This is a genomic window from Kribbella speibonae (genome assembly GCF_004331375.1).
GTDB lineage: Bacteria > Actinomycetota > Actinomycetes > Propionibacteriales > Kribbellaceae > Kribbella > Kribbella sindirgiensis.
Map to the genome: position 1 here is coordinate 301023 of NZ_SJKC01000007.1, position 18750 is coordinate 319772.

The 18750-nt window shown below is 69.1% G+C and carries 18 protein-coding genes; 9 read left to right on the top strand and 9 right to left on the bottom strand.

Features of this window, described 5'->3' with window-relative positions; all coding sequences use genetic code 11:
• Window positions 1-94: 94 nt before the first annotated feature.
• Window positions 95-541, bottom strand: coding sequence for an Lrp/AsnC family transcriptional regulator (locus E0H92_RS38140; protein WP_131461154.1), 447 nt, complete (start codon window positions 539-541; stop codon window positions 95-97).
• 123 nt (window positions 542-664) lie between these two features.
• Here E0H92_RS38140 and E0H92_RS38145 point away from each other — a divergent pair, with 123 nt between their 5' ends.
• Genes E0H92_RS38145 through E0H92_RS38155 form a run of 3 tightly spaced genes read left to right on the top strand, consistent with a single transcriptional unit; the run spans window position 665 to window position 3026 of the window.
• Window positions 665-1216, top strand: coding sequence for an RBBP9/YdeN family alpha/beta hydrolase (locus E0H92_RS38145; RefSeq protein WP_131499716.1), 552 nt, complete (start codon window positions 665-667; stop codon window positions 1214-1216).
• Window positions 1217-1240: 24 nt separating this feature from the next.
• Entirely contained in the window at window positions 1241-2134 is an 894-nt protein-coding gene (locus tag E0H92_RS38150) for a carbohydrate kinase family protein (protein WP_131499717.1), read from the top strand.
• Window positions 2127-3026 (top strand): pseudouridine-5'-phosphate glycosidase, encoded by a 900-nt coding sequence (locus E0H92_RS38155; RefSeq protein WP_202874028.1) that lies wholly within the window; start codon window positions 2127-2129, stop codon window positions 3024-3026. The genes E0H92_RS38150 and E0H92_RS38155 overlap by 8 nt, the downstream gene beginning before the upstream one ends.
• Here the strand turns inward: E0H92_RS38155 and E0H92_RS38160 are convergent.
• From E0H92_RS38160 to E0H92_RS38180, 5 genes are all read right to left on the bottom strand, one after another.
• Window positions 3020-4021: a hypothetical protein gene (locus E0H92_RS38160; RefSeq protein ID WP_202874029.1), complete on the bottom strand. Its 1002-nt coding sequence runs from the start codon at window positions 4019-4021 to the stop codon at window positions 3020-3022. The genes E0H92_RS38155 and E0H92_RS38160 overlap by 7 nt on opposite strands.
• Before the next feature lie 70 nt (window positions 4022-4091).
• Window positions 4092-4733 (bottom strand): class E sortase, encoded by a 642-nt coding sequence (locus E0H92_RS38165; RefSeq protein ID WP_131499718.1) that lies wholly within the window; start codon window positions 4731-4733, stop codon window positions 4092-4094.
• A gap of 22 nt (window positions 4734-4755) precedes the next feature.
• The gene (locus tag E0H92_RS38170) at window positions 4756-5067 is read right to left on the bottom strand and encodes a DUF2470 domain-containing protein (protein ID WP_131461150.1); all 312 of its coding nucleotides are present in this window, start codon (window positions 5065-5067) and stop codon (window positions 4756-4758) included.
• Entirely contained in the window at window positions 5064-8273 is a 3210-nt protein-coding gene (locus E0H92_RS38175; protein WP_131499719.1) for an HtaA domain-containing protein, read from the bottom strand. Before E0H92_RS38175 ends, E0H92_RS38170 begins: the two co-directional genes overlap by 4 nt.
• A complete protein-coding gene (locus tag E0H92_RS38180; RefSeq protein ID WP_202874030.1) occupies window positions 8270-9040 on the bottom strand; it encodes a hypothetical protein in 771 nt (256 codons plus the stop codon). Before E0H92_RS38180 ends, E0H92_RS38175 begins: the two co-directional genes overlap by 4 nt.
• 94 nt (window positions 9041-9134) lie before the next feature.
• On the opposite strand from E0H92_RS38180, the gene E0H92_RS38185 reads away from it, so the two are divergent.
• From E0H92_RS38185 to E0H92_RS38205, 5 genes are read left to right on the top strand one after another with little or no spacing between them, the layout of a single operon-like run.
• Complete coding sequence (locus E0H92_RS38185) at window positions 9135-9821, top strand: biliverdin-producing heme oxygenase (protein WP_202874031.1); 687 nt, start codon at window positions 9135-9137, stop codon at window positions 9819-9821.
• Entirely contained in the window at window positions 9818-10960 is a 1143-nt protein-coding gene (locus E0H92_RS38190; protein WP_202874032.1) for a heme/hemin ABC transporter substrate-binding protein, read from the top strand. Before E0H92_RS38185 ends, E0H92_RS38190 begins: the two co-directional genes overlap by 4 nt.
• Window positions 10957-12015: a FecCD family ABC transporter permease gene (locus E0H92_RS38195; protein WP_131499720.1), complete on the top strand. Its 1059-nt coding sequence runs from the start codon at window positions 10957-10959 to the stop codon at window positions 12013-12015. Before E0H92_RS38190 ends, E0H92_RS38195 begins: the two co-directional genes overlap by 4 nt.
• Entirely contained in the window at window positions 12012-12827 is an 816-nt protein-coding gene (locus E0H92_RS38200) for a heme ABC transporter ATP-binding protein (protein ID WP_131499721.1), read from the top strand. Before E0H92_RS38195 ends, E0H92_RS38200 begins: the two co-directional genes overlap by 4 nt.
• 20 nt (window positions 12828-12847) lie before the next feature.
• Entirely contained in the window at window positions 12848-13690 is an 843-nt protein-coding gene (locus tag E0H92_RS38205) for a helix-turn-helix domain-containing protein (protein ID WP_131499722.1), read from the top strand.
• Here the strand turns inward: E0H92_RS38205 and E0H92_RS38210 are convergent.
• Both E0H92_RS38210 and E0H92_RS38215 read right to left on the bottom strand, forming a co-directional pair.
• The gene (locus tag E0H92_RS38210; RefSeq protein ID WP_238173781.1) at window positions 13600-14328 is read right to left on the bottom strand and encodes an MFS transporter; all 729 of its coding nucleotides are present in this window, start codon (window positions 14326-14328) and stop codon (window positions 13600-13602) included. The two genes, E0H92_RS38205 and E0H92_RS38210, sit on opposite strands and share 91 nt — an antisense overlap.
• Before the next feature lie 60 nt (window positions 14329-14388).
• Window positions 14389-14775, bottom strand: coding sequence for an MFS transporter (locus tag E0H92_RS38215; protein WP_131499724.1), 387 nt, complete (start codon window positions 14773-14775; stop codon window positions 14389-14391).
• Between the two features lie 110 nt (window positions 14776-14885).
• Between E0H92_RS38215 and E0H92_RS38220 the strand changes: the two genes are divergently transcribed.
• Window positions 14886-15356: a DUF6328 family protein gene (locus E0H92_RS38220; protein WP_131499725.1), complete on the top strand. Its 471-nt coding sequence runs from the start codon at window positions 14886-14888 to the stop codon at window positions 15354-15356.
• Here the strand turns inward: E0H92_RS38220 and E0H92_RS38225 are convergent.
• Window positions 15315-18539, bottom strand: a complete 3225-nt coding sequence (locus tag E0H92_RS38225) for a BTAD domain-containing putative transcriptional regulator (protein WP_131499726.1) — start codon at window positions 18537-18539, stop codon at window positions 15315-15317. The two genes, E0H92_RS38220 and E0H92_RS38225, sit on opposite strands and share 42 nt — an antisense overlap.
• Window positions 18540-18750: the final 211 nt, after the last annotated feature.

Here is an 18750-nt window from a genome sequence, read left to right on the forward strand (position 1 = left end):
CGGACCACTCCTTCCAACCCGGCACCTGTGCGTAATTGTGGAATCAATGATGCAGATTCGAGCATCAACGCACAACCGTCGTCTCGCGGTGGGCCTATTCCGGAACCGGGGTCAGCGGGCGTGCCGAGTAGTCGTGCAAGACCAGGGCCGTGGTCACCGGGCCGAAGCGGGCGAGGCTGTCGATGATGGTCTCGAGGCGTCGCGCGTCGGAGCAGTGCACGTCGCAGAGCAGGCAGTCCTCGCCGGTGACCCGGCGGATCGCGGTGATGTCGGGGGTCCTCGCGGCCAGCGCCAGAGCCTGTTCGAGTTGTGCGTGCGAGGTGCGCAGCCTGATGTGGGCGGTGATCCCGAGCCCGAGCTTGGCCGGGTCGACGATCGCCCGGTACCCGGTGATGACGCCGGTCTTCTCGAGCCGCTGGACCCGTGCGCTCGCGGCCGGCTGGGACAGTCCGACCCGGCGGCCGAGCTCGGCACCGGTCAGCCGGCCCTCGGCCTGCAGCAGGGCGAGGATCCGCCGGTCGATGTCGTCGAGTGATTCCATGGTTGTCGCCGCCAATATCTTTGTGATCACTTGCCACGGTGTCGAGTGCCTGGTGATTCGATCAGACTCAGGGCCTCAAGCCTCCCACGGTCGTGGGTTGCGCAAGTGAAAGCGAGGTCAGCAGTGACAGCGTTCGTCATCCTCCCGGGCATCGACGGGTCCGACGATGTGCATTGGCAGAGCCGATGGGAGCAGTCCTGGGGCGACAGCGCCGTACGGATCGTTCCGGCGTCGTGGAGCGAGCCCGAGCTGGACGACTGGGTCAGGGCGGTGCAGCGTGCGTACGACGATGCTCTTGGTCGCGATGATGACGTGGTGCTGGTGGCGCACAGCCTCGGTTGCTGGGCCGCCGCCGCTTGGTTCGCCGCTGGAGGGTCAGCCACTGCTGCGTTGCTGGTGGCGCCTCCGGACACTCAGGCTGCCGACTTCCCGAGCGACCGCGCGGGCACCTTCCAGACCGTCGCAACCCAACCACTCCCCTGCCCGTCCCTGCTGATCGCCAGCACGAACGACCCGTACTGCACCACAGCCCGAGCAACCACCTTCGCCAACGCCTGGAAGGCCGACTGCCACCTCATAGACAACGCCGGCCACCTCAACTCCACCAGCAACCTGGGCGACTGGCCCTTCGGCCAGACCCTCCTCAACGAGCTACTCGCTAACCTGCCGACGTAATGCTGTCTTGTCGCGCAGGAGGTGATGTGGGTGGTTGGTTGGGGTGGGCTCGTGTGTGTTGGGGATCTTGTTGAGGATGTGGTGGTTTGGGCTGTGGGGACGGCTCGGGTGGGGACTGATAATCCGGCGCGGGTTTGCCGGACTCGGGGTGGGGCGGCGGCCAACGTTGCGGCGTTTGCTGGGCGTCTTGGGGTGGCGGTGCGGTTCGTTGGGCGGGTTGGAGAGGACGCAGTCGGCGCGGCTCTGGTGCGGGATCTGACCGAGGACGGGGTTGACGCGAAGGTGCAGCGGCGCGGGCGGACCGGCACCATCGTCATCGTCGTGGACCCGTCCGGGGAACGCACCATGTACCCGGACCGGGCAGCCGCGGGCGAGTTGGCCGACGTACCGGACCACTGGTTGTCCGGCGCCGGCGCCGTCCACCTCTCGGCCTACTCGCTCGTCGGCCCCTCATTGTCCGTCCTCCGCCGCGCCTCCGACCTCGCCCACGCGGAAGGCGCGATCCTCACCATCGACGCATCCTCGATCGCACTCATCGGCGCGATCGGTCCCGCGCCGTTCCGCGACCTGATCCGAGCCCTCCGACCGACCTACCTCTTTGCCAACGGCATCGAAGCCGACGTCGGTTCCCTCCGCGATCTCGCAACCCCCAGTACGACGGCGATCGTCAAGAACGGCACCGAGCCCACAGAGATCCACGCCAACGCCACAACAACCGTCCCAGTGCCGCCGGTCGACGAGGTGCGGGACACGACCGGTGCAGGCGATGCCTTCGCGGCAGGTTTCCTGTCCGCCGTACTCGAGAACGCCGACACCGTCGAGGCAGTAGAGGCGGGTCATACCCTTGCCGGACGGGTTCTCAGCGAACCCGGTGCCACGCTCTCCAAGACCGACGAGAACGGATCCGCGCGTGATTGAGCCCATCCTGTCCGACGACGTGGCGCAGGCCCTGGCCGAGCACCGCGCGGTCGTCGCTCTCGAGTCGACGATCTTCTCCAACCTCGGACTGCCCGCCCCCGCGAATGCCGACGCGCTCGAACTCTGCAAACAGGCAGTACGCGACAACGGCGCCGTACCGGCCGTCGCCGCGATCCTCGACGGTCAGGCCCAGCTCGGTCTCTCACCGGACGAGGAGAAGCGAGTGCTGCAGGGCACCCGCAAGGTCGCCGAGCGCGATCTCGCCGTAGCGCTGGCCCAGGGATGGGAGGTCGGCGTCACCACGGTCTCGGCGACTGTCGCGCTGGCGCACGTGGCGGGCATCTCGGTGTTCGCGACCGGCGGCATCGGCGGCGTCCACCGCGGATCAGAGCACACCGGAGACGTGTCTGCTGACCTCGATGCGATCGCCAACCACCCGGTCATCACCGTTTGCGCGGGCGCCAAGGCCTTCCTCGACCTGCCGCGAACACTCGAGTACCTCGAGACCGCCGGCGTACCCGTCCTGGGCTGGCAGCACGACTGGTTCCCTGCCTTCTACACCCGGTCGAGCGGCCTGCCGGTCCCGCATCGCGTCGACGACGAGCGAGTGGTCTGCGACGTACTCCGTTTCCGCGCGCGACCGGCGACCGGAGTACTGCTGACGGTCCCGATCCCCGTGGACGACGAGATCCCGGCAGCGCGGATCGACGCCGTACTCACGGCCGCGTTGGAGGCGAGCACACAAGCGGGGGTTGTCGGTCCCGCTGTCACGCCGTACGTGCTCGCGAGGATCGAGAAGGAAACGGACGGGGACAGCATCCCGGCCAACCTCGCGCTCGCCGCGAACAACGCAGCCGTCGCGGCCCGAATCGCCGTCGCGCTCGCTCAGTAGGTCTTGTAATAGATCAACTCGCCCGACTCGCCGGACGCGGCGCCTTCGCTCGGGATGAAGAGCGTCATCACCAACGCAGGCTGCCCGTTCGGGGCCGTGAGGTTGGTGATGGTCGGGTTGGCGAACGCGGTGCTGCCGCCGTCGGTGGCGATCGTCGTACGGTCGGCGTTGCCGGTCTGGTAGTCGTACACGAAGGTGCGCCAGGAACCGAAGTCGCCCTTGGTGTACTGCCCTTCGATCAGCCCGAAGCTGTAGCCGCGGAACGTCGTGTTGTCACGGTCGCCGATGTTGCCGTTGACGCCCCAGTAGAGGAGTGCGTTGTCGACGTTCGATTGGGCCGTGGTGGACCACGAGGAGAAGTTGGTGAGCGTTCCGCGTTGCTGGCGGTCGCGGTCGCAGTTCCACCAGTAGTGGCCGCCGACATCGATCGTCGAGTGGTCGATGTCGGGCGCCAGCGTGACGCTGTAGATGTTCGGCGTACCCTCCGCGCACGACGAGAGCCGGCGAGGTGCGTCGTACGCGCGGCTGACCTGGCCCGCGAGGAGATCGGTGCGGTTCGCGAAGTACCGGAAGGCGAGGTGGTTGTTGCCGCCGCCGGGCTGTTCCTGTTCCCAGGCGAGGACGAAGCCGTCGTTCGAGACCTGGAAGATCGTCGGCTGTGATGCCGGGCCGGTGTTGCTCCCGGCCAGTTCGCGGACCCAGTGCCAGGTGAGCAGGTCCGACGACGTGGCGAGGTTCACCCGGAAGTGCCCGTCGCCGGCGAGGTGGTGGGAGACCGCGAGGTATCCGCCGGTCGAGTCCTGGATGATCTTCACGGTGTCCATCACGTGACCGGCGTCGTCCTTCACGCCGTACCGCTTGCCTGTGGCGCCGGCGACGTTCTGGACGATGCCGCGCAACTCGGCGCGCGCCGGGTCCGACGCGGCAGTTGTCGCTGCCTCGGCCGGCACCACGAGTCCGGCAAGGCAGATCACGACCAGAAGAACTCTCAGCATGGGCGGCGTCCCTCGGTGATGGATTGCTGCGGATCCCTCACCTGGAAACGTTACGCCAGTCCGGCCGGGCTCACGACTTGTTGGTGGTTCGTACGAGGTGGCCGAAGGCGACGGAGCGGTCTTGGGAGTGGAACAGGTCCTGGCAAGTGGTCAGGGTGATGATCGAGCGCGTGGGCGTTTGGCTCTTGCCGGGGACCGGGTCGAGGACCCAGGTGTCGGTCGGCTTGACGGTCAGGTCGCGGGGTGAACCGTCCAGCTCGTAGGTGTAGACAGCCTCCGCGGTCTCGACGACCACCTGGTCGCCGGCGCGCAGCTCGAGAAGCTTGCGGAACGGCGAACCGTGCGTGACCCGGTGCCCAGCGATCGCGAAGTTCCCGGGCTGACCGGGCAACTGCGTGTGCGGATAGTGCCCGATCCCACGAGCCAGGTCACCGGCGTCGACACCCTCCACGACCGGCTTCTCCCAGTCCGCCCCGAACTTCGGGATCCGGATCAGTACGAACGGCTTGCCCGTCGACGGCTTCACCGCCGCGGGCGTCTTCCACTCGTCCCGGAGCGCGCCCTCCGCCTTGTCCATCTGCCGGTTCGCGACCACACCGGTCCCGACGTACTGCCAGCCGACCCAGCCGAGGAGGCCCAGGCCGGCCAGCAGCAGAACGATTCCGGCGACCCGGAGCGAACGCCGGCCGGTCCGCTGCGCCGTACCTGTCACCAACTGATCGCGACCATGGCAGTCACCTCGTCTCCGATCCGGATCGCTCGTGGGCGGCACGGGCCGCCTCGCGGTGCATGCGAGCGAACTCCGCGCGGAACTGCGGCCGCTCGGTGATCGTCTCCGACCACGGCACCCGGACCTGCACCCGGTTGCCGTCAGCAACCTCCGCGGTGAAGACGGCACCGTCCGGGTCGAGCTCGGTCAGCTCGACCGCGGTCGCGTCCGGCCGCCCGCCGAGGGTGTGCACGATGCCCAGCGAGTGGTCGGCGTGGTCGGTGTTCATGTGCTTGAGTACTGCCGCCACGATCTCGGGCGCGAACGGATCACTCATGCCTTCTTCTTCCTTCGGGTGGCGAGGGTGATCAGCAGCCCGGCCAGCAGGAGTACGGCACCGCCAATCGGCAGCCACAGCGCCGCACCACCTGTGCTCGCGAGCGCCCCGGTGGCCCTGGTCTGCGCCTCCGAGTCCGACGCGTTGGAGGTCGACGGGTCGCTGGTTGGGGTCGTCGACGTGCTCTGGGTCGGAGTCGGAGTCACAGTGGGAGTGGGAGTAGGCGTAGGCGTGGGTGATCCCGCCGCGGCCACCGAGAAGCTGGCTGAGGCGGTCACGCCTTCCGGCCCGGCCATCGTCACCACGTGCTTTCCGACGGCGAAGTCACTCGGCACCGTCCAGGTGAATCGGACCTTGCCACTCGCATCCGCCACCTGCTCCCCCAGCGCCGGGCTACCGGCCGCCAACGTCCCAGCCGCCTTGAACTCCAGCGGCACCCGAACGTCGAACGCCCGGTTCGCCGTCGCCCGATGGTCCGCGCGCAGGTACAGCACACACCCGTTCGACGCCGTCGAACAGTCGGTCAGATCGTCCTTCGACGCCACCTTCACCGTCGTCCGCGCGACCAGATCGTTCCCGATCGGTACGACGATGTTCTCCGACCCGGCGTACGGGTAGTTGGTGATCCACTGCGACTGCCCGGTCTCGCCGCTCATGTCCACGCCGCCGATCGCCGGCGATGCCTGCTGCCCCGGCCCGTTGTCGACCGCGGTCAGCACGTAGAACCCGCTCGGCGCCGCCGCGGTGTTCTCCTTGCTGTTCGTCAGACCGCTGACCTTGACCGCGATTTCCGCACCGTCGACGATCACCAACTTGCCTCCAGCAACGGACAGGGACTTCCCGTCCGCCGCGCTGACCGTGACCGTCTGCCCGTGCGTGTTGCTGAAGCTGTACGTCGCAGCGCCCGGCGGCGCCGCACCGTCAACGGTCGCGGTCACCTTCTGACCAATAGGGAATCCGGTGCCCGAGACAACCAGTTCTCCACCCTGCTTCACCGTCGCCGGCTCGACCGACACCTTCGGGTCGGCAGCGCTGACCGTCAACGTCGCAGGGTTCGAGGTCGCCGACCCGGCCGTGTTGCTGAACACTGCCCGGAACCGGGACCCGTTGTCGGTCGCCTGCACCGCGGCCAGCCGCAGCGTCCTGGTCACAGCCGACTCCGATGCGACGGGCGTCCATGTCTTGCCCTCGTCGGTGCTCCGTTCCCACTGCACCGACGGCTCCGGCGTACCCGTGGCTTCGGCGGTGAACTCGACGTTGCCGCCAGCAACAACCGACGCGGCCGCCGGCTCCTTGGTCACCGCGGGCAGCACCGGCTGCGGACCGGCCGCCTTGAAGGTGATCGCCTGGAACGCGTCCTGTGACCGATCGTCGCGCAGGTCAACCGGTTCATTGTCCGCGGCGAGCGGCGAACTGAAGCTCGCGATGTAACAAGCGGCAGCCTTGCAGTCGACGTCGGCGCCTTCGTTCGTGAACGTCACCGACGTCACCACCGACGTCTCGAACGTACCGGTCGCCGACGTGACGACCCGCTGCGCTCCGGAGAACGGCGACGGGTTCGACGTACCCGAAGCGCCCTGCGGCGTCTGAGCGACGTACAGCGCGCGGTTCGGTGCATACCCCGAGCCCTTGACCGTGACGCTCTGGCCGTCCGTCAGGTCGGTGCGCGGCTCGACGGTCAAGGTCGGCGTATCGGCGGTGCCGAAGACAACCGGCGTCAGCAGTTCCTGCGCGGCATTCGGCGCGGCACCACCGGCGGCGTACGTCGCAACGCCGTACGTTCCCGACGCGCCGTCGGCCGGCTTGACGGTCAGCGTGGTCTCGAAGGCGCCCTCCGGTGTCAGCGTGACGTACGCCGGATCCTGGGACGGCCGCGACGCGTCGGGCAACGCCCACTTCTGATCCAGCACCCGGCGCGCACCCGCCGGCGCACCGTCCGACGGCCGCCACGTTTCGTCGAAGCTGCCGAACACCACATACACCCCGGCAGGCTGCCCCGGCGTCACCGGCGGACGCGTCGACAGGTTGGCTGCCGGGTCGAACCCAGTACCGCGGACAGTCGCAGTCACACCCGCCGCCGGTACGACGCTCAGCGGCTGACCGTCCGGGCCCAGCACCTCCAGCTTCGGCTGCCACGTCGGCGGGCTCGTCAGCTTCACGGAGAAGCTGATCGGGTCCAGCGCCGTACCCGCGCTGTAGAAGCCGGCGAAGGCGGGAACGCCGGCTTCGGTCAGCTTGGCCGGGGCGCCGACGACGTGCGCGACACCGTTCTCGACGACCACCGGATGGGTCGCGAAGTCCACGTCGGCCAGTTCGAGGTCGTCGTACGTGGTGAGTTGACCGGTGTCGAGAGCCTTGCTGACGACGTCGGCGATGAGCTTGCCGGTACTGCCGTTGAGGGCGACGCGGATGTCGCGCACCGTCACCTCGAGCAGCGGGTTCCCGGGTTGGGTCTCGTGCCCCTTGAAGTAGACACCTCCGGCGAAGCCGACCTGGGTCGCCGTACCGGCGCCCTCGGCGAACCGGAACGTGCCGTTGGTGTTGCGGATCGCCGGAGTCAGCATCGTGATCGAGCCGTGCGCGATGTTGCCTTCGATGTAGCTGCGGAACGACGCCTTGAGCCCCCAGTCCAGCATGCCTTCCGGCGGCGGCTGGTCGTTGTTCTCGTCACCTTGGAAGGTCACCTTGACGCCGAGTTCGTGCGCCGGGTTCACCGCGCCGCCGCCAGGGTAGGTGTAGACGCCGTAGTTGCGCGGGTTCTCCGCGACGACCTTGGTCTTGACCTTCACCTCGAACGTGCCGTCCGGGTTCAGCAGGACCATCTTCGGCTTCTGCAGCGGATAGTCGGTCTGCACCTGGTCGTACGACGGTTGCGGCACCGCCCACTTGGTGTCGATCAGCGTCCGGGTGGAGGCGTCGGCACCGGTCGAGGGCTGCCACACGTCGGCGAACGAGCCGAACACGACGTACACCCCGGCCGGCTGCCCCGGCGTCACCGGGACCCGCGTCGACACGTTCGCCGCTGGGTCGAACCCAGACCCCTTGACCACCAACTCCTCCCCCGCAACCACCCCGGTGGTCTTCGACACCTCGATCTTCGGGGTGGTTGTTGTCGGCAACGGTGTCTCGTCGGCCGACGCGGGGACGACACCCGAAGCGGCCAGCGTCACCACCGACGCGATCAGAATTCCGAGGCGGCGGATCATGCCTGCATCTCCTTCTTCGTCGCCTGCCGACGCCGGCCGGCGATCACCAGCGCGGCACCACCACCCAGCAGACCCACGGCCGCCCCCAAGATCCCGAACGCGACCCCACCAGTACTCGCCAAACTCCCCGACTTCTTCTCCGGGGCGCCCTCCGTCGACGGTGCACTGCTACTAGAACTAGCCACCGGACTACTGGGCCGCGAGCTCGTCGGCGCAGAGCTGCTGGGCGTCGCCGACGGCGTACTGCTACTCCCGGCAAACGTCACCGGAATCAGCACGTCCGCGCTCCGATCAGCCGTCCGCGTGTGATCCGCCCGAGTACCGATCACACACCCCAGCGGAGCGACCTTCTTGTCCAGGCAGTTCGTGAACTGATCCTTCGACTTCACCTGCAGCCGCACCTCGAAGGACCCCTTCCCATTCACCTCGGTGAACGGTTTCGCGAGCCCTTCGCCGTACGACGGCGGATTCGACGAGATCCACGCCGACGACCCCGAGTCGCCCTTCATGTCCACCCCGCCGAGACACGGCGTCGGCATCTGCCCCGCGCCCTTGTTCACGCAGAACACGACATAGATCCCCTTGTTCAGGTCGAATCCTGTGCCGCGCACGGTCACCGCCGTACCGGCCGGGTTCAGCCCGCTGCTCTGGGAGGCGGTCACCTCCTGCCCCTGCGGTCCGGTGGCCGCCTGCGCGCCGAGCGGCCACCCGGCCAGCACCAACGCCCCCACAACTCCGGCGGTTCCGACGATCCAGCGCCGCTTCACCCTGCTCCTCCCCAGCCGCGTTGCGAGCCTCGACGACACGGCAACACGAGTTAGCCTCACCTAACTAATAGTTGGTTAGGCTAACCTAACTCTCGTGACGCCACAATCGGTCCCGCCGGCCACCGCTCAGCCGCCGTTCTCGCAACTGCTCCGGGAACGGAGCCTGCGCATGCACGGGGAAGCAGAAGGCAGTTCGTACCTCGCCGCTCTCACCAAGGGCCGCCTCGACCTCACGGCGTACGCCGTCCTGGTCGCGCAGCACGCGGTGATCTACGAGTCGCTGGAGCGTCTCGCGCACGGGTTCGCCGGCGATCCGGTCGCCGGACCGTTCGTGCTCCCCGAGCTCGATCGCCACGACGCCCTCCGCTCCGACCTCGCGTACCTGCACTCACGAGGGATCCAGATCGGCGAGCCGACCGAGGCCACGTTGCGGTACGCCGAACGCCTCGCGGAGCTCGCCGCCTGGCCGGGCGGATTCGTCGCCCATCACTACGTCCGCTACCTCGGGGACCTGTCCGGCGGCCAGGCGATCGGCCGGCTGATCGCCACGGAGTACGGACTGACGCCGGGCGGCGAGGGCGTGCGCTTCTACGTATTCGAGGGCATCTCGCCGAAGCCGTTCAAGGACCGGTACCGCACGCTGCTCGACGAGGCGCCGTTCACCGCGGACGAGCAGGAGCGGATCCTCGACGAGGTCCTGGTCGCCTACCGTCTCAACGTCGAGGTCCTCGCCTCGCTCGCCGACCAGGTGCTGCCGAACTACCCTCGAGTCGCGTCGTGAACCTCGCAGCGTTCTCGCGCACTTCCCGTACGGCGGCACTCCTCGTCCTCCTGTTGCTCGTCACGGTCGGCTGCGCCGGTCCGGCCACCTCCCAGGCGAGCGCTCCGGGCGTGGTCGACGCCTGCCGGCCGCCGGTGAAGGGCTTCGCGGTCACCACCGACGCCGACGGCAAACCATTGCCCAAGGCAACCTCGACGACCACCGGAAGCATCGACCCGCACACGTTCACCGGCCCCGCGACCGCGAAGCTCACCGACCACTCGATCCACGCGGTGGCAGCGAGCGGCGACCCGAAACTCCCGGTCGACGTGAAGTCCTGCGACGGCAAGCAGGTCCAGGTACAGGACGTCAGTCGGATCATCCCGGTCGACCTGTACGGGACGCTGTCGGAGATCGTGTTCAGCCTCGGACTCGGCGACAAGGTCGTCGGCCGGGACACCTCCACCGGTTTTCCCGAGGCGCTGAACCTGCCCAAGGTCACACCGACCGCCCACGATCTCAACGCCGAGGCGATCCTCGCCCTCGACCCGACCGTGGTGCTGACCGACAAGAGCATCGGCCCGCCCGAGGTGCTCGAGCAGTTGCGCGCGTCCGGCGTACCGGTGATCTTCTTCGACGACGCCCGGACCATGGACGGGATGCCGAGCCAGATCCGCGCGGTCGCCGCGGCCCTCGGCGTGCCGGACCGCGGCGAGGAACTGGTGGACCGTACCCGGGCCGAGATCGTGAAGTCGCTCGAGCTCGCACCCCAGGCCGCGAAGCCGTTGCGGATGACGTTCCTGTACGTGCGCGGCACGGCCGGCGTCTACCTGATGAGCGGTCCGGGATCCGGCGCGGACGCGATGATCGCGGCCATCGGCGGGGTCGACACCGGGACCGACATCGGCCTGGACAAACCGTTCGTACCGCTGACCAGCGAGGCGCTGATCCGGGCCCAGCCGGACGTGATCCTGGTGATGACCGAGGGCCTGAAGTCGGTGAAGGGCGTGGACGGGCTGGTGAAACTGCCGGGCATCGCGCAGACCCCCGCCGGTCAGCACCGCCGGATCATCGACATGAACGACACCGAACTGCTCGGCTTCGGCCCGCGCACCGGCCGCACGGTCGCCGCGCTGGCCAAGGCCGTTTACACGCCGTGAGACGTCCCAGCGCCGGCTCGTCGCGGTCCCGGAGGACGGTCCTGCTCGGCTCGCTGATCGCGGCTCTCGTCGTGCTGGGGATCGTTGCCGCCGGCATCGGCCAGCTGCACATCCCGCCCGCCGAGATCATCGGCTCGCTCCTGCACCGGGTGCATGTGGACCTGTTCCCGATGCCGGAGCACCCGCAGGGCGACAACGCGCTGTGGAAGGTCCGCTTCCCGCGGGTCGCTCTCGCCGTGCTTGTCGGCGCCTCGCTCGCCACCGCGGGCGCGCTCATGCAGGGCGTCTTCGGCAATCCCCTCGCGGAGCCCTCGGTGGTCGGCGTCTCGTCCGGCGCCGCGGTCGGCGCGAGCCTGGTGATCGTCACGGGTACGACGGTGCTCGGCAACTGGACGACCGCGGTCGCCGCGTTCGTGACCGGTCTCGCGACGACACTGCTCGTCCACACGCTCTCCCGGGCGGGTCGCCGTACCGAGGTCGTCACGCTCGTCCTGACGGGGATCGCTGTCAACTCGCTCACGTTTACGCTCATCTCGTTCGCGACGTTCATGGCGAACACGAGCGCGCGGGAACAGCTCGTGTTCTGGCAGCTCGGCAGCCTGAACGGCGCGACCTGGCAGGCCGTGTCGGCGGTCGCACCGTTCACTGTCGCCGGGGTGGTCGCGGCGCTCGCGCTCGCGCGCCGGCTCGACCTGCTCGCGCTCGGCGATCAGTCGGCGGCACATCTCGGCGTCGACGTCGAGCGGCTCCGGCTGACCGCGATCGTGGTCGTCGCGCTGCTCGTCGGCGCGAGTGTCGCGTTCTCCGGGATCATCGGTTTCGTCGGTCTCGTCGTACCGCACCTGATCCGGATGATCGCCGGGCCCGGGCATCGGCTGCTGATCCCGGCGAGCGCTCTCGGCGGCGCCGTGCTGGTGATTCTCGCGGACCTGCTGGCGCGGACGCTGATCCGGAACGCCGACCTGCCGATCGGCATGATCACGTCGCTGGTCGGCGCCCCGTTCTTCTTCTGGCTCCTTCGCCGCACCCGGAGCCGTCAAGGAGGCTGGGCATGAGACACCGGCTGCCGCAACGGCTGGAGCCCGGTACGACGATCGCCGAGGTGCGCGGCGTCCACCTGAGCTTCGGTGCCGCACCGATCCTCGCCGACGTGACGCTCGAGGTCCGGACCGGCGAAGTACTGGCGCTGGTCGGACCGAACGGCGCGGGCAAGTCCACCCTGCTCGGCGTACTCACCGGGGACCACGCACCGGATCGCGGTGACGTGCTGCTCGACCGGCAACCATTGCGGCATTGGTCAGCGGCCGAGCAGGCCATGCGCCGCGCGGTCATGATGCAGCAGGCAACCATCTCGTTCCCGTTCACGGTCGGGCAGATCGTCGCGATGGGCCGCTCCCCCTGGTACGGAACCGACCGCGCGGCGGACGACGATCGAGCGATCCAGGAGTCGATCGGCATCGCGGATGTCGGCGCGTTCACCGACCGCGTCTTCAGCTCCCTGTCCGGTGGAGAACGGGCGCGCGTATCACTCGCGCGGGCGCTCGCCCAGCGGTGTCAGTTACTCCTCCTCGACGAGCCGACAGCCGCTCTCGACCTGCATCACCAAGAAACCGTCCTCCAACTCGCCCGCGACCGCGCCGCAGCCGGCGACGCCGTGGTCGTCGTACTGCACGACCTCAACCTCGCCGCGGGGTACGCCGACCAGGTCGCCGTACTGTCCCGCGGATCCCTCGCCGCCTACGGCTCACCGGCCCCAACCCTGACCGCCGGCCTCCTCACCGAGGTGTACCGCCACCAGATCGAGGTCTGGCCACACCCCCACACCACAACACCGGTCATCCTCCCGGCCCGGGAATATGCCGAGTGACTCACACCGTTTCCCCGTTCATGGCCGGATCCCGTCACGACGTCACCGAACTGACCCACCGAGCGCTCCTGGCAGGCGCACCGCTGACGTCGCCCGGACCGTTGTGGTTCCTGGTCCTGAGCGGTACGGCGGAACTCGGGACAGCTGCTGGTACGACGATCCTCGGCGCCGGTGACGCTGCCTGGCTCGACGACCGCACCGGCTTCGCAGTGACCACGACCGAGCCTGCGGAGCTTGCGGTGGCGGATCTCCGGGTGATTGTCGCGGCGCACCCCCTGCCGAGTCCGCTCGTGATCCGAGGGTTCGACACCCGGCATCCGGGCGTCGCCGAGCTGGTCCGGGCCTGCCCGCTCGACGGCGCCTGCCGAGCGTCGGTCTTCGCCGACGGCTACGGCAACCTCGTCGGCGCCGCGATGACGGACTCCCGGCTCGCGGACCAAGGTGCCGAGTCCCACACCGACCCGCTGGTGAGTCGCGTGCTCGAAGCGGTGATCGCGGACCCGGCGAACAAGTGGAGCGTCGAGTCGCTCGCAAGTCTGGTGCACCTGTCCCGGTCCGCGCTCAGCGCACGTTTCCAGAAGGCCCTCGGCCGCAGCCCGGTCCGGATGCTGCGAGAGGTCCGCATGGGCGCCGCCCGGGAGCTGCTGTCCGATCGCAGTCTCCCGGTCGAGGCCGTCGCGTCCCGCTGCGGCTACGGATCGATCGCTGCCTTCAGTCGGGCATTCGCCGCCGAGCACGGACTCTCACCGCAGTCGTGGAGGGCCAGCACCCTTCACACACCGGGATTGCGCAGCGCCGCGAACCCGATCCCGCTGACGACCGCGCACGCTGCGCCGAGAACGAGCGTCGCCGCGACGCCGTGACCGTCGACGAACACCCCGCCGACAGCTGACCCGATGGTGATCGCCGTCTGGAAGGCCGTGACCTGCAGACTCATGGCCGACTCGGTGTGTTCGCGTTCGGCACCAGCGACCCACAGCTGCGTCACGACCGGCAGCATGCTGAACGCGAGGCCCCAGACGATCACGCCGGCCACCAGCATCGGCACGCCGACGGCGTAGCCGGTCACGGCCAGGCCCGCGGACAGCAACAACGGCGCCGCGGCGGAAGCGATCCGCAACCGTGACGACAAGGCGCCGGCGGCGACGTTGCCAACGAGTCCGCCGAGGCCCCAGACCAGCAGCAGCCATGCAGAACCATCCGGCGCCACGCGCATGATCGCCAGCCGGATGTACGGGTAAGCGACGAAGTTGGCGAGCGCGGCGAAAACGATCATGACCAGGCCCGCGATCAGCAGCGGGTTGCGCAGCGCGCTCCGCATCATGGCCAGGCCGGCCGCCGGGTGCGCCGGAACCGACGGGAACACGAGGACCAGGAACAGCAGGCTCAGGACGGTCAACGCGGCTGCCACCCCGAAGACGACACGCCAGCCGGCGGTGTCCGCGCCGATGGAGGCGAGCGGCACGGCCACGATCGTCGCGACGCTCACTCCGATCGACAAGCTGGTCGAGACCAACCGTTCTCGGCCCGGGAGTGCTTGGACACCGGCGCCGAACGCGAACTACCAGTAGCCCGCGATCGCGACGCCGAGGACCAGGCGACTCAGAAGCACGACCGCGAACCCGGGCGCCAACGCCACTGCCAGATCGGACACCGCGGCGACAGCGAGCAGCCCGATCAGCACCAGCCGTCGATCGGCGCGCGGCAGGACCATCGCGATCGAGGGCGCGGTCACCGCACCTGCGATCGCGGTGGCGGCAACTGCCAGTCCAGCGGTCCCCTCGGAGACACCCAGGTCGGCCGCCATCCGCGGCAGCACGCTGGCCGGCAGGAACTCGCTCGCCACCAGCAGGCAGATCCCCAGATCGAGAGCGAGCAACGACACCAGCCCGGACCGCGCCCCGGACCGGGCCGGGCGTGTAGCGGGCGTTTCAAACGTAGAAGTCACCACACCAGCCTCACGCCCAGAGCCGCTCGGCGGTTGATCGCGCGTCGCGAACGCTTGATCAGAACACCCGATGGGTACCCGGAGCACGACGTACGACGAAAGGCTGGTCGATGGCGGAGGGGTACGAGCGTGACGACGAGAGCTCCGGTGAGCGCCTCGATCGGCACTGGAACGAGTTGCTGCAGGAGCTGCGGCTGGTGCAGACCGGCACACAGATCCTGTTCGCCTTCCTGCTGGGGATCGCGTTCCAGAACCAGTTCCACGCAGCGGACGGTTTCACACACACGGTGTACGCCTGCACGCTGATCGCGGCGGCGCTCGCGGTCGGACTTCTCCTGGCGCCGGTCGCCCTGCACCGGGTGCTGTTCGGCCACCAGTTGCGTGACCGCCTGGTCACCATCACGGACCGCCTGGCGCAGGCCGGTATGGCGTTCCTGATCGTCTCGATGTGCGGCGGCGTACTGATCGCCCTCGATGTCGTTCTCAGTCGCCCCGCCGCCATCGCGACAGTAGGCGGCGTACTGCTCTGGTTCGTGACGCTATGGCTGGCGCTCCCGACGTACATCAGACACAAGCGCTGATGTGGCTTGGGCTTTGAGTAGGTTGAAGCCGTGGGTCTCAGCGATCGAAGCGGCTCGAGCAGCGGTCTCGGCGGCTGCCGCCGGGTTGCCGGCGAAGGTCTGGGCGGTTGAAAGGGTCAGCAGCGCGTAGGTCTCGAGGAACGGGTACGTCGCGCGGGCAATCGTCAGGCAGTCCTCGATCCAGTCAATAGCCGCGGCGGCATCGCCCAGCGCGAGGTGCGCCTCGGCAACCGCCGACGCGGTCTGCGCCTGGGCCTTGCGATCGCGGACGACAAGTGCGAGCTGGTGCGCGCGCAACGCCGTACGCAACGCTGTCGTCCCGTCGCCGCGCTGGCTGTACAAACGCGCCAGCTCGTCCAGCGTCGACAACTCCCCGCGGACGTGCGAGCGACGCCGGTACGACGTGAGGACCTCATCGAGCAGCCCGGCCGCACGATCGACCTCGCCGAGCTGCCGCAATGCGCTCGCCAGGTTGCCGCGGTTCGCGAGCGCCGACGTCTCCCGCCCGGTCTCGTTGATCTTCAGCGCGGCCGCGAACAGGTCCGCCGCGTCGGCGAGTTCACCTTGGTGAAGCCGGATCATCCCGAGTCCGTTGACCACGATGGCGCGGATGTGGCCGTGCTGGTCATCGGCGGTCAGCTCCGTCGCGCGGTGCATCCAGAGCTCGGCGTCGACGAGCATGCCGCGCTCGAGTTGCAGCCACCCGATCTGATGGGCCAGGTACGCCGCGGCCTCGTTCCACCCGGCACCGACCGCGAGGGCCGACGCGGCCAGGCAGTCGGACAGTGCGTCCGCGTCCCGTCCGACCGCCCCGAACGCCTGGGCCCGGTTGATCAGCATGGCAACGGTCACGCGGTCATCGTCGGCCGCGGTCGCGGCGTCCAGCCCGGCCTGCGCCGCGGGAAGCCACCCGTCTGCGTCCCGGCGCAGGAGGAAGTACCCGCGGAGCTGGTCCACGATCCGCCACGCCAGCTCCCCCTCACTCTGCACCACAGCCAGCAAAGCGGGCAGTTCGTGATCCAGCCAGGCGAGCGCCTCGTCCTCGGAGCCGAAGTACCAGTCCGCTTCGCCGTGCACATCGAGGCGCAGGAGCTGCGGATAGGCCCAGTCGATTGCGGCAGCCACGGCCTCGGCGTACCAGGTGTGGAGGCGTGTCCGCGCGGACTCGCGCTCGGGGTCCTCGGCGAGCAGGCGGCGCGAGTACAGGCCGAGCAGGTCGTGGAACCGGTAGCGGTCCTTCGAGTGCTGGAGGAGCATGTTCGCCTCGAGCAACGACTCCAGTACGCGGTCGGCCTCGGCTGTCGACGTACGGAGCAGGATCGCCGTGCTGTCGGCGCTGAAGTCGTCACCGGGATGCAGGCTGCACAGGCGAAACGCGCGCTGGGCGTCCGCGCTCAGATCCGCGTAGCTGAGCTGGAAGCTGTTCAGCACGCTGGACTCACCGAGGCTGAGTTCGGTCAGCCGGCGGTTGCCGTCGTCGAGGCGATCGGCCAGATCGGCGACCGTCCATTCCTGCCGGGTCGCAAGCCGCGCACCCGCGATCCGCAGAGCAAGCGGGAGCCGGGCGCACGCCTCGACGAGCGCACGGACACCGTTGCCGTCGGCATCGAGCCCAGGTGTCCGCGCTGTGGAGGCGATCAGCCGCACGGCGTCCTCCTGCGGCAGCGGCTCCAAACTGACAACACCCGCTGCCAGCAGATCCGGCATCCGCCGCCGGCTGGTGACGATCACGTCGCTGCGGCCCGCCCCTGGCAGCAGCGGCCGTACCTGGGCCGCATCCTGCGCGTTGTCGAGCAGAACCAGCATCCGCCGGTCGGCGAGCTCGCTGCGCAACAGAGCAGCCGCCTCGGCCTCGTCCGTGCCGATCCGACGACCAGGTACGCCGAGGGCGCGCAGAAACCGGCCGAGTACTTGAACCGGGGCGGGCGTCGACGTGTCGCTGCCGCGCAGGTCGGCGTACAGCTGACCGTCCGGGTACTGCTCGCGGAGCTGGTGCGCGGCAGTCAGGGCCAACGCGGTCTTCCCGACGCCGGCGATGCCGTTGATCAGCACAGCCCGCGACGACACCCCGGCCGACCCCGCGAGCGCCGTACGGATCGTGTCCAACTCCGCCGTCCGCCCGACGAAGTCCGGTGGTGCGGACGGCGCCTGCTGGACGACCACGCGCTCAGATGGCTCGGCCGGAGAACCGGTCTGCTGACGCAGCACCTCCAGGTGAACCGCGCGGAGCCGCTCCCCCGGGTCGATGCCCAGTTGCTCAACGAGCGCGGTCCGGATCCGGTCGTACGCCGCCAGCGCCTCGACCTGCCGCCCCGCCGCGGCCAGTGTCTGGATCAGCTCGACGTGCAACGGTTCGTCGAACTCGTGCCGTACAGCCAGCCCGCGCAGCGGCTCGAGTGCCCGCTCCGGTTGGCCGAGGTCACGTGCGAGCGCGGCCAGGGCCCGGACGGCGGCGGCGTACTCGTTCACGACGGCCGTGTAGAGAGGGCTCTGGGCGATCGCGTCCACGTCGGTGTCACCGCGCCACAGCTCCACGGCGCTCGACAGCATGGCGAGCGCGACCTCCGGCTCGGCGCGTGCGGCCTCGGCTGTGAGCTCGCGGAACCGCACGAGGTCGAGGTCATCGAGCGCCAGTCGATAGCCGGTGCGGCCGCCGACGATGACGGAGTCCGCCGGCCGGTCTGTTTCGAGCAGTCGCCGTAGCCTGGCGACGCGGGTCTGCAGCAGGTTCACGGCGTTGTCCGGTACGCCGCGTGGCCAGAGGAGATCGATCAGTTCGTCCTGCGTGACCGTCGTACCGGCGGTGAGGGCGAGACGTGCCAGCAGGGTTCGCTGCGGGGTCGAGTTGACCGGCACCGCGAGGTCGCCGGTGCGGACTTCGAGAGGGCCGAGTACGCCGACGTACACCGGTCCGGCTGCGCTGGGGACGGCGACCGCGCGGTGCGTCCTCGCCGCGGCCTGAAGGCTCGCGATGTCCGGGCCGGTCAGCTCCAGCGCCTCCGCGAGCGCCTCGATCGAGCTGTCCTTCGGGCTCCGCGTCCTGCCCTGCTCCAGATCGCGAACCGCCGCAATGCTGACACCAGCCCGCCCGGCGAGATCGCGCTGGGTAACCCCCGCCTCCTGCCGCAACCGGCGCAACAACACACCGAACCCGACCGTCGGCTCCTCCTGTCGCCGGGTCACAACCACGATCCTACGGAAGCGGCCAGGTCACGAGGGTGCGCCCGCGTGGTGGGGGCGGTGAACAGGCAATAGCAGGTGCAATCCCCCCACATCCTGTGCAACGCCCCGCGCTGCGGCGGACCGCGCCCCGGCACCCGCGGTCCCGCCTGGTGAACGGGGCCGATGGCAACAAATCCCCCGGGAACGCGATCCACCCCAAACTCTACTGTCC

What these genes read in the sequence shown, in the direction of transcription:
- E0H92_RS38170 (WP_131461150.1), bottom strand. Translation starts at nt 5,067, where the DNA reads ATGAGTGATCCGTTCGCGCCCGAGATCGTGGCGGCAGTACTCAAGCAC.
- E0H92_RS38140 (WP_131461154.1), bottom strand. Translation starts at nt 541, where the DNA reads ATGGAATCACTCGACGACATCGACCGGCGGATCCTCGCCCTGCTGCAG.
- E0H92_RS38175 (WP_131499719.1), bottom strand. Translation starts at nt 8,273, where the DNA reads ATGATCCGCCGCCTCGGAATTCTGATCGCGTCGGTGGTGACGCTGGCC.
- E0H92_RS38160 (WP_202874029.1), bottom strand. Translation starts at nt 4,021, where the DNA reads ATGCTGAGAGTTCTTCTGGTCGTGATCTGCCTTGCCGGACTCGTGGTG.
- E0H92_RS38200 (WP_131499721.1), top strand. Translation starts at nt 12,012, where the DNA reads ATGAGACACCGGCTGCCGCAACGGCTGGAGCCCGGTACGACGATCGCC.
- E0H92_RS38220 (WP_131499725.1), top strand. Translation starts at nt 14,886, where the DNA reads ATGGCGGAGGGGTACGAGCGTGACGACGAGAGCTCCGGTGAGCGCCTC.
- E0H92_RS38150 (WP_131499717.1), top strand. Translation starts at nt 1,241, where the DNA reads ATGTGGGTGGTTGGTTGGGGTGGGCTCGTGTGTGTTGGGGATCTTGTT.
- E0H92_RS38205 (WP_131499722.1), top strand. Translation starts at nt 12,848, where the DNA reads ATGGCCGGATCCCGTCACGACGTCACCGAACTGACCCACCGAGCGCTC.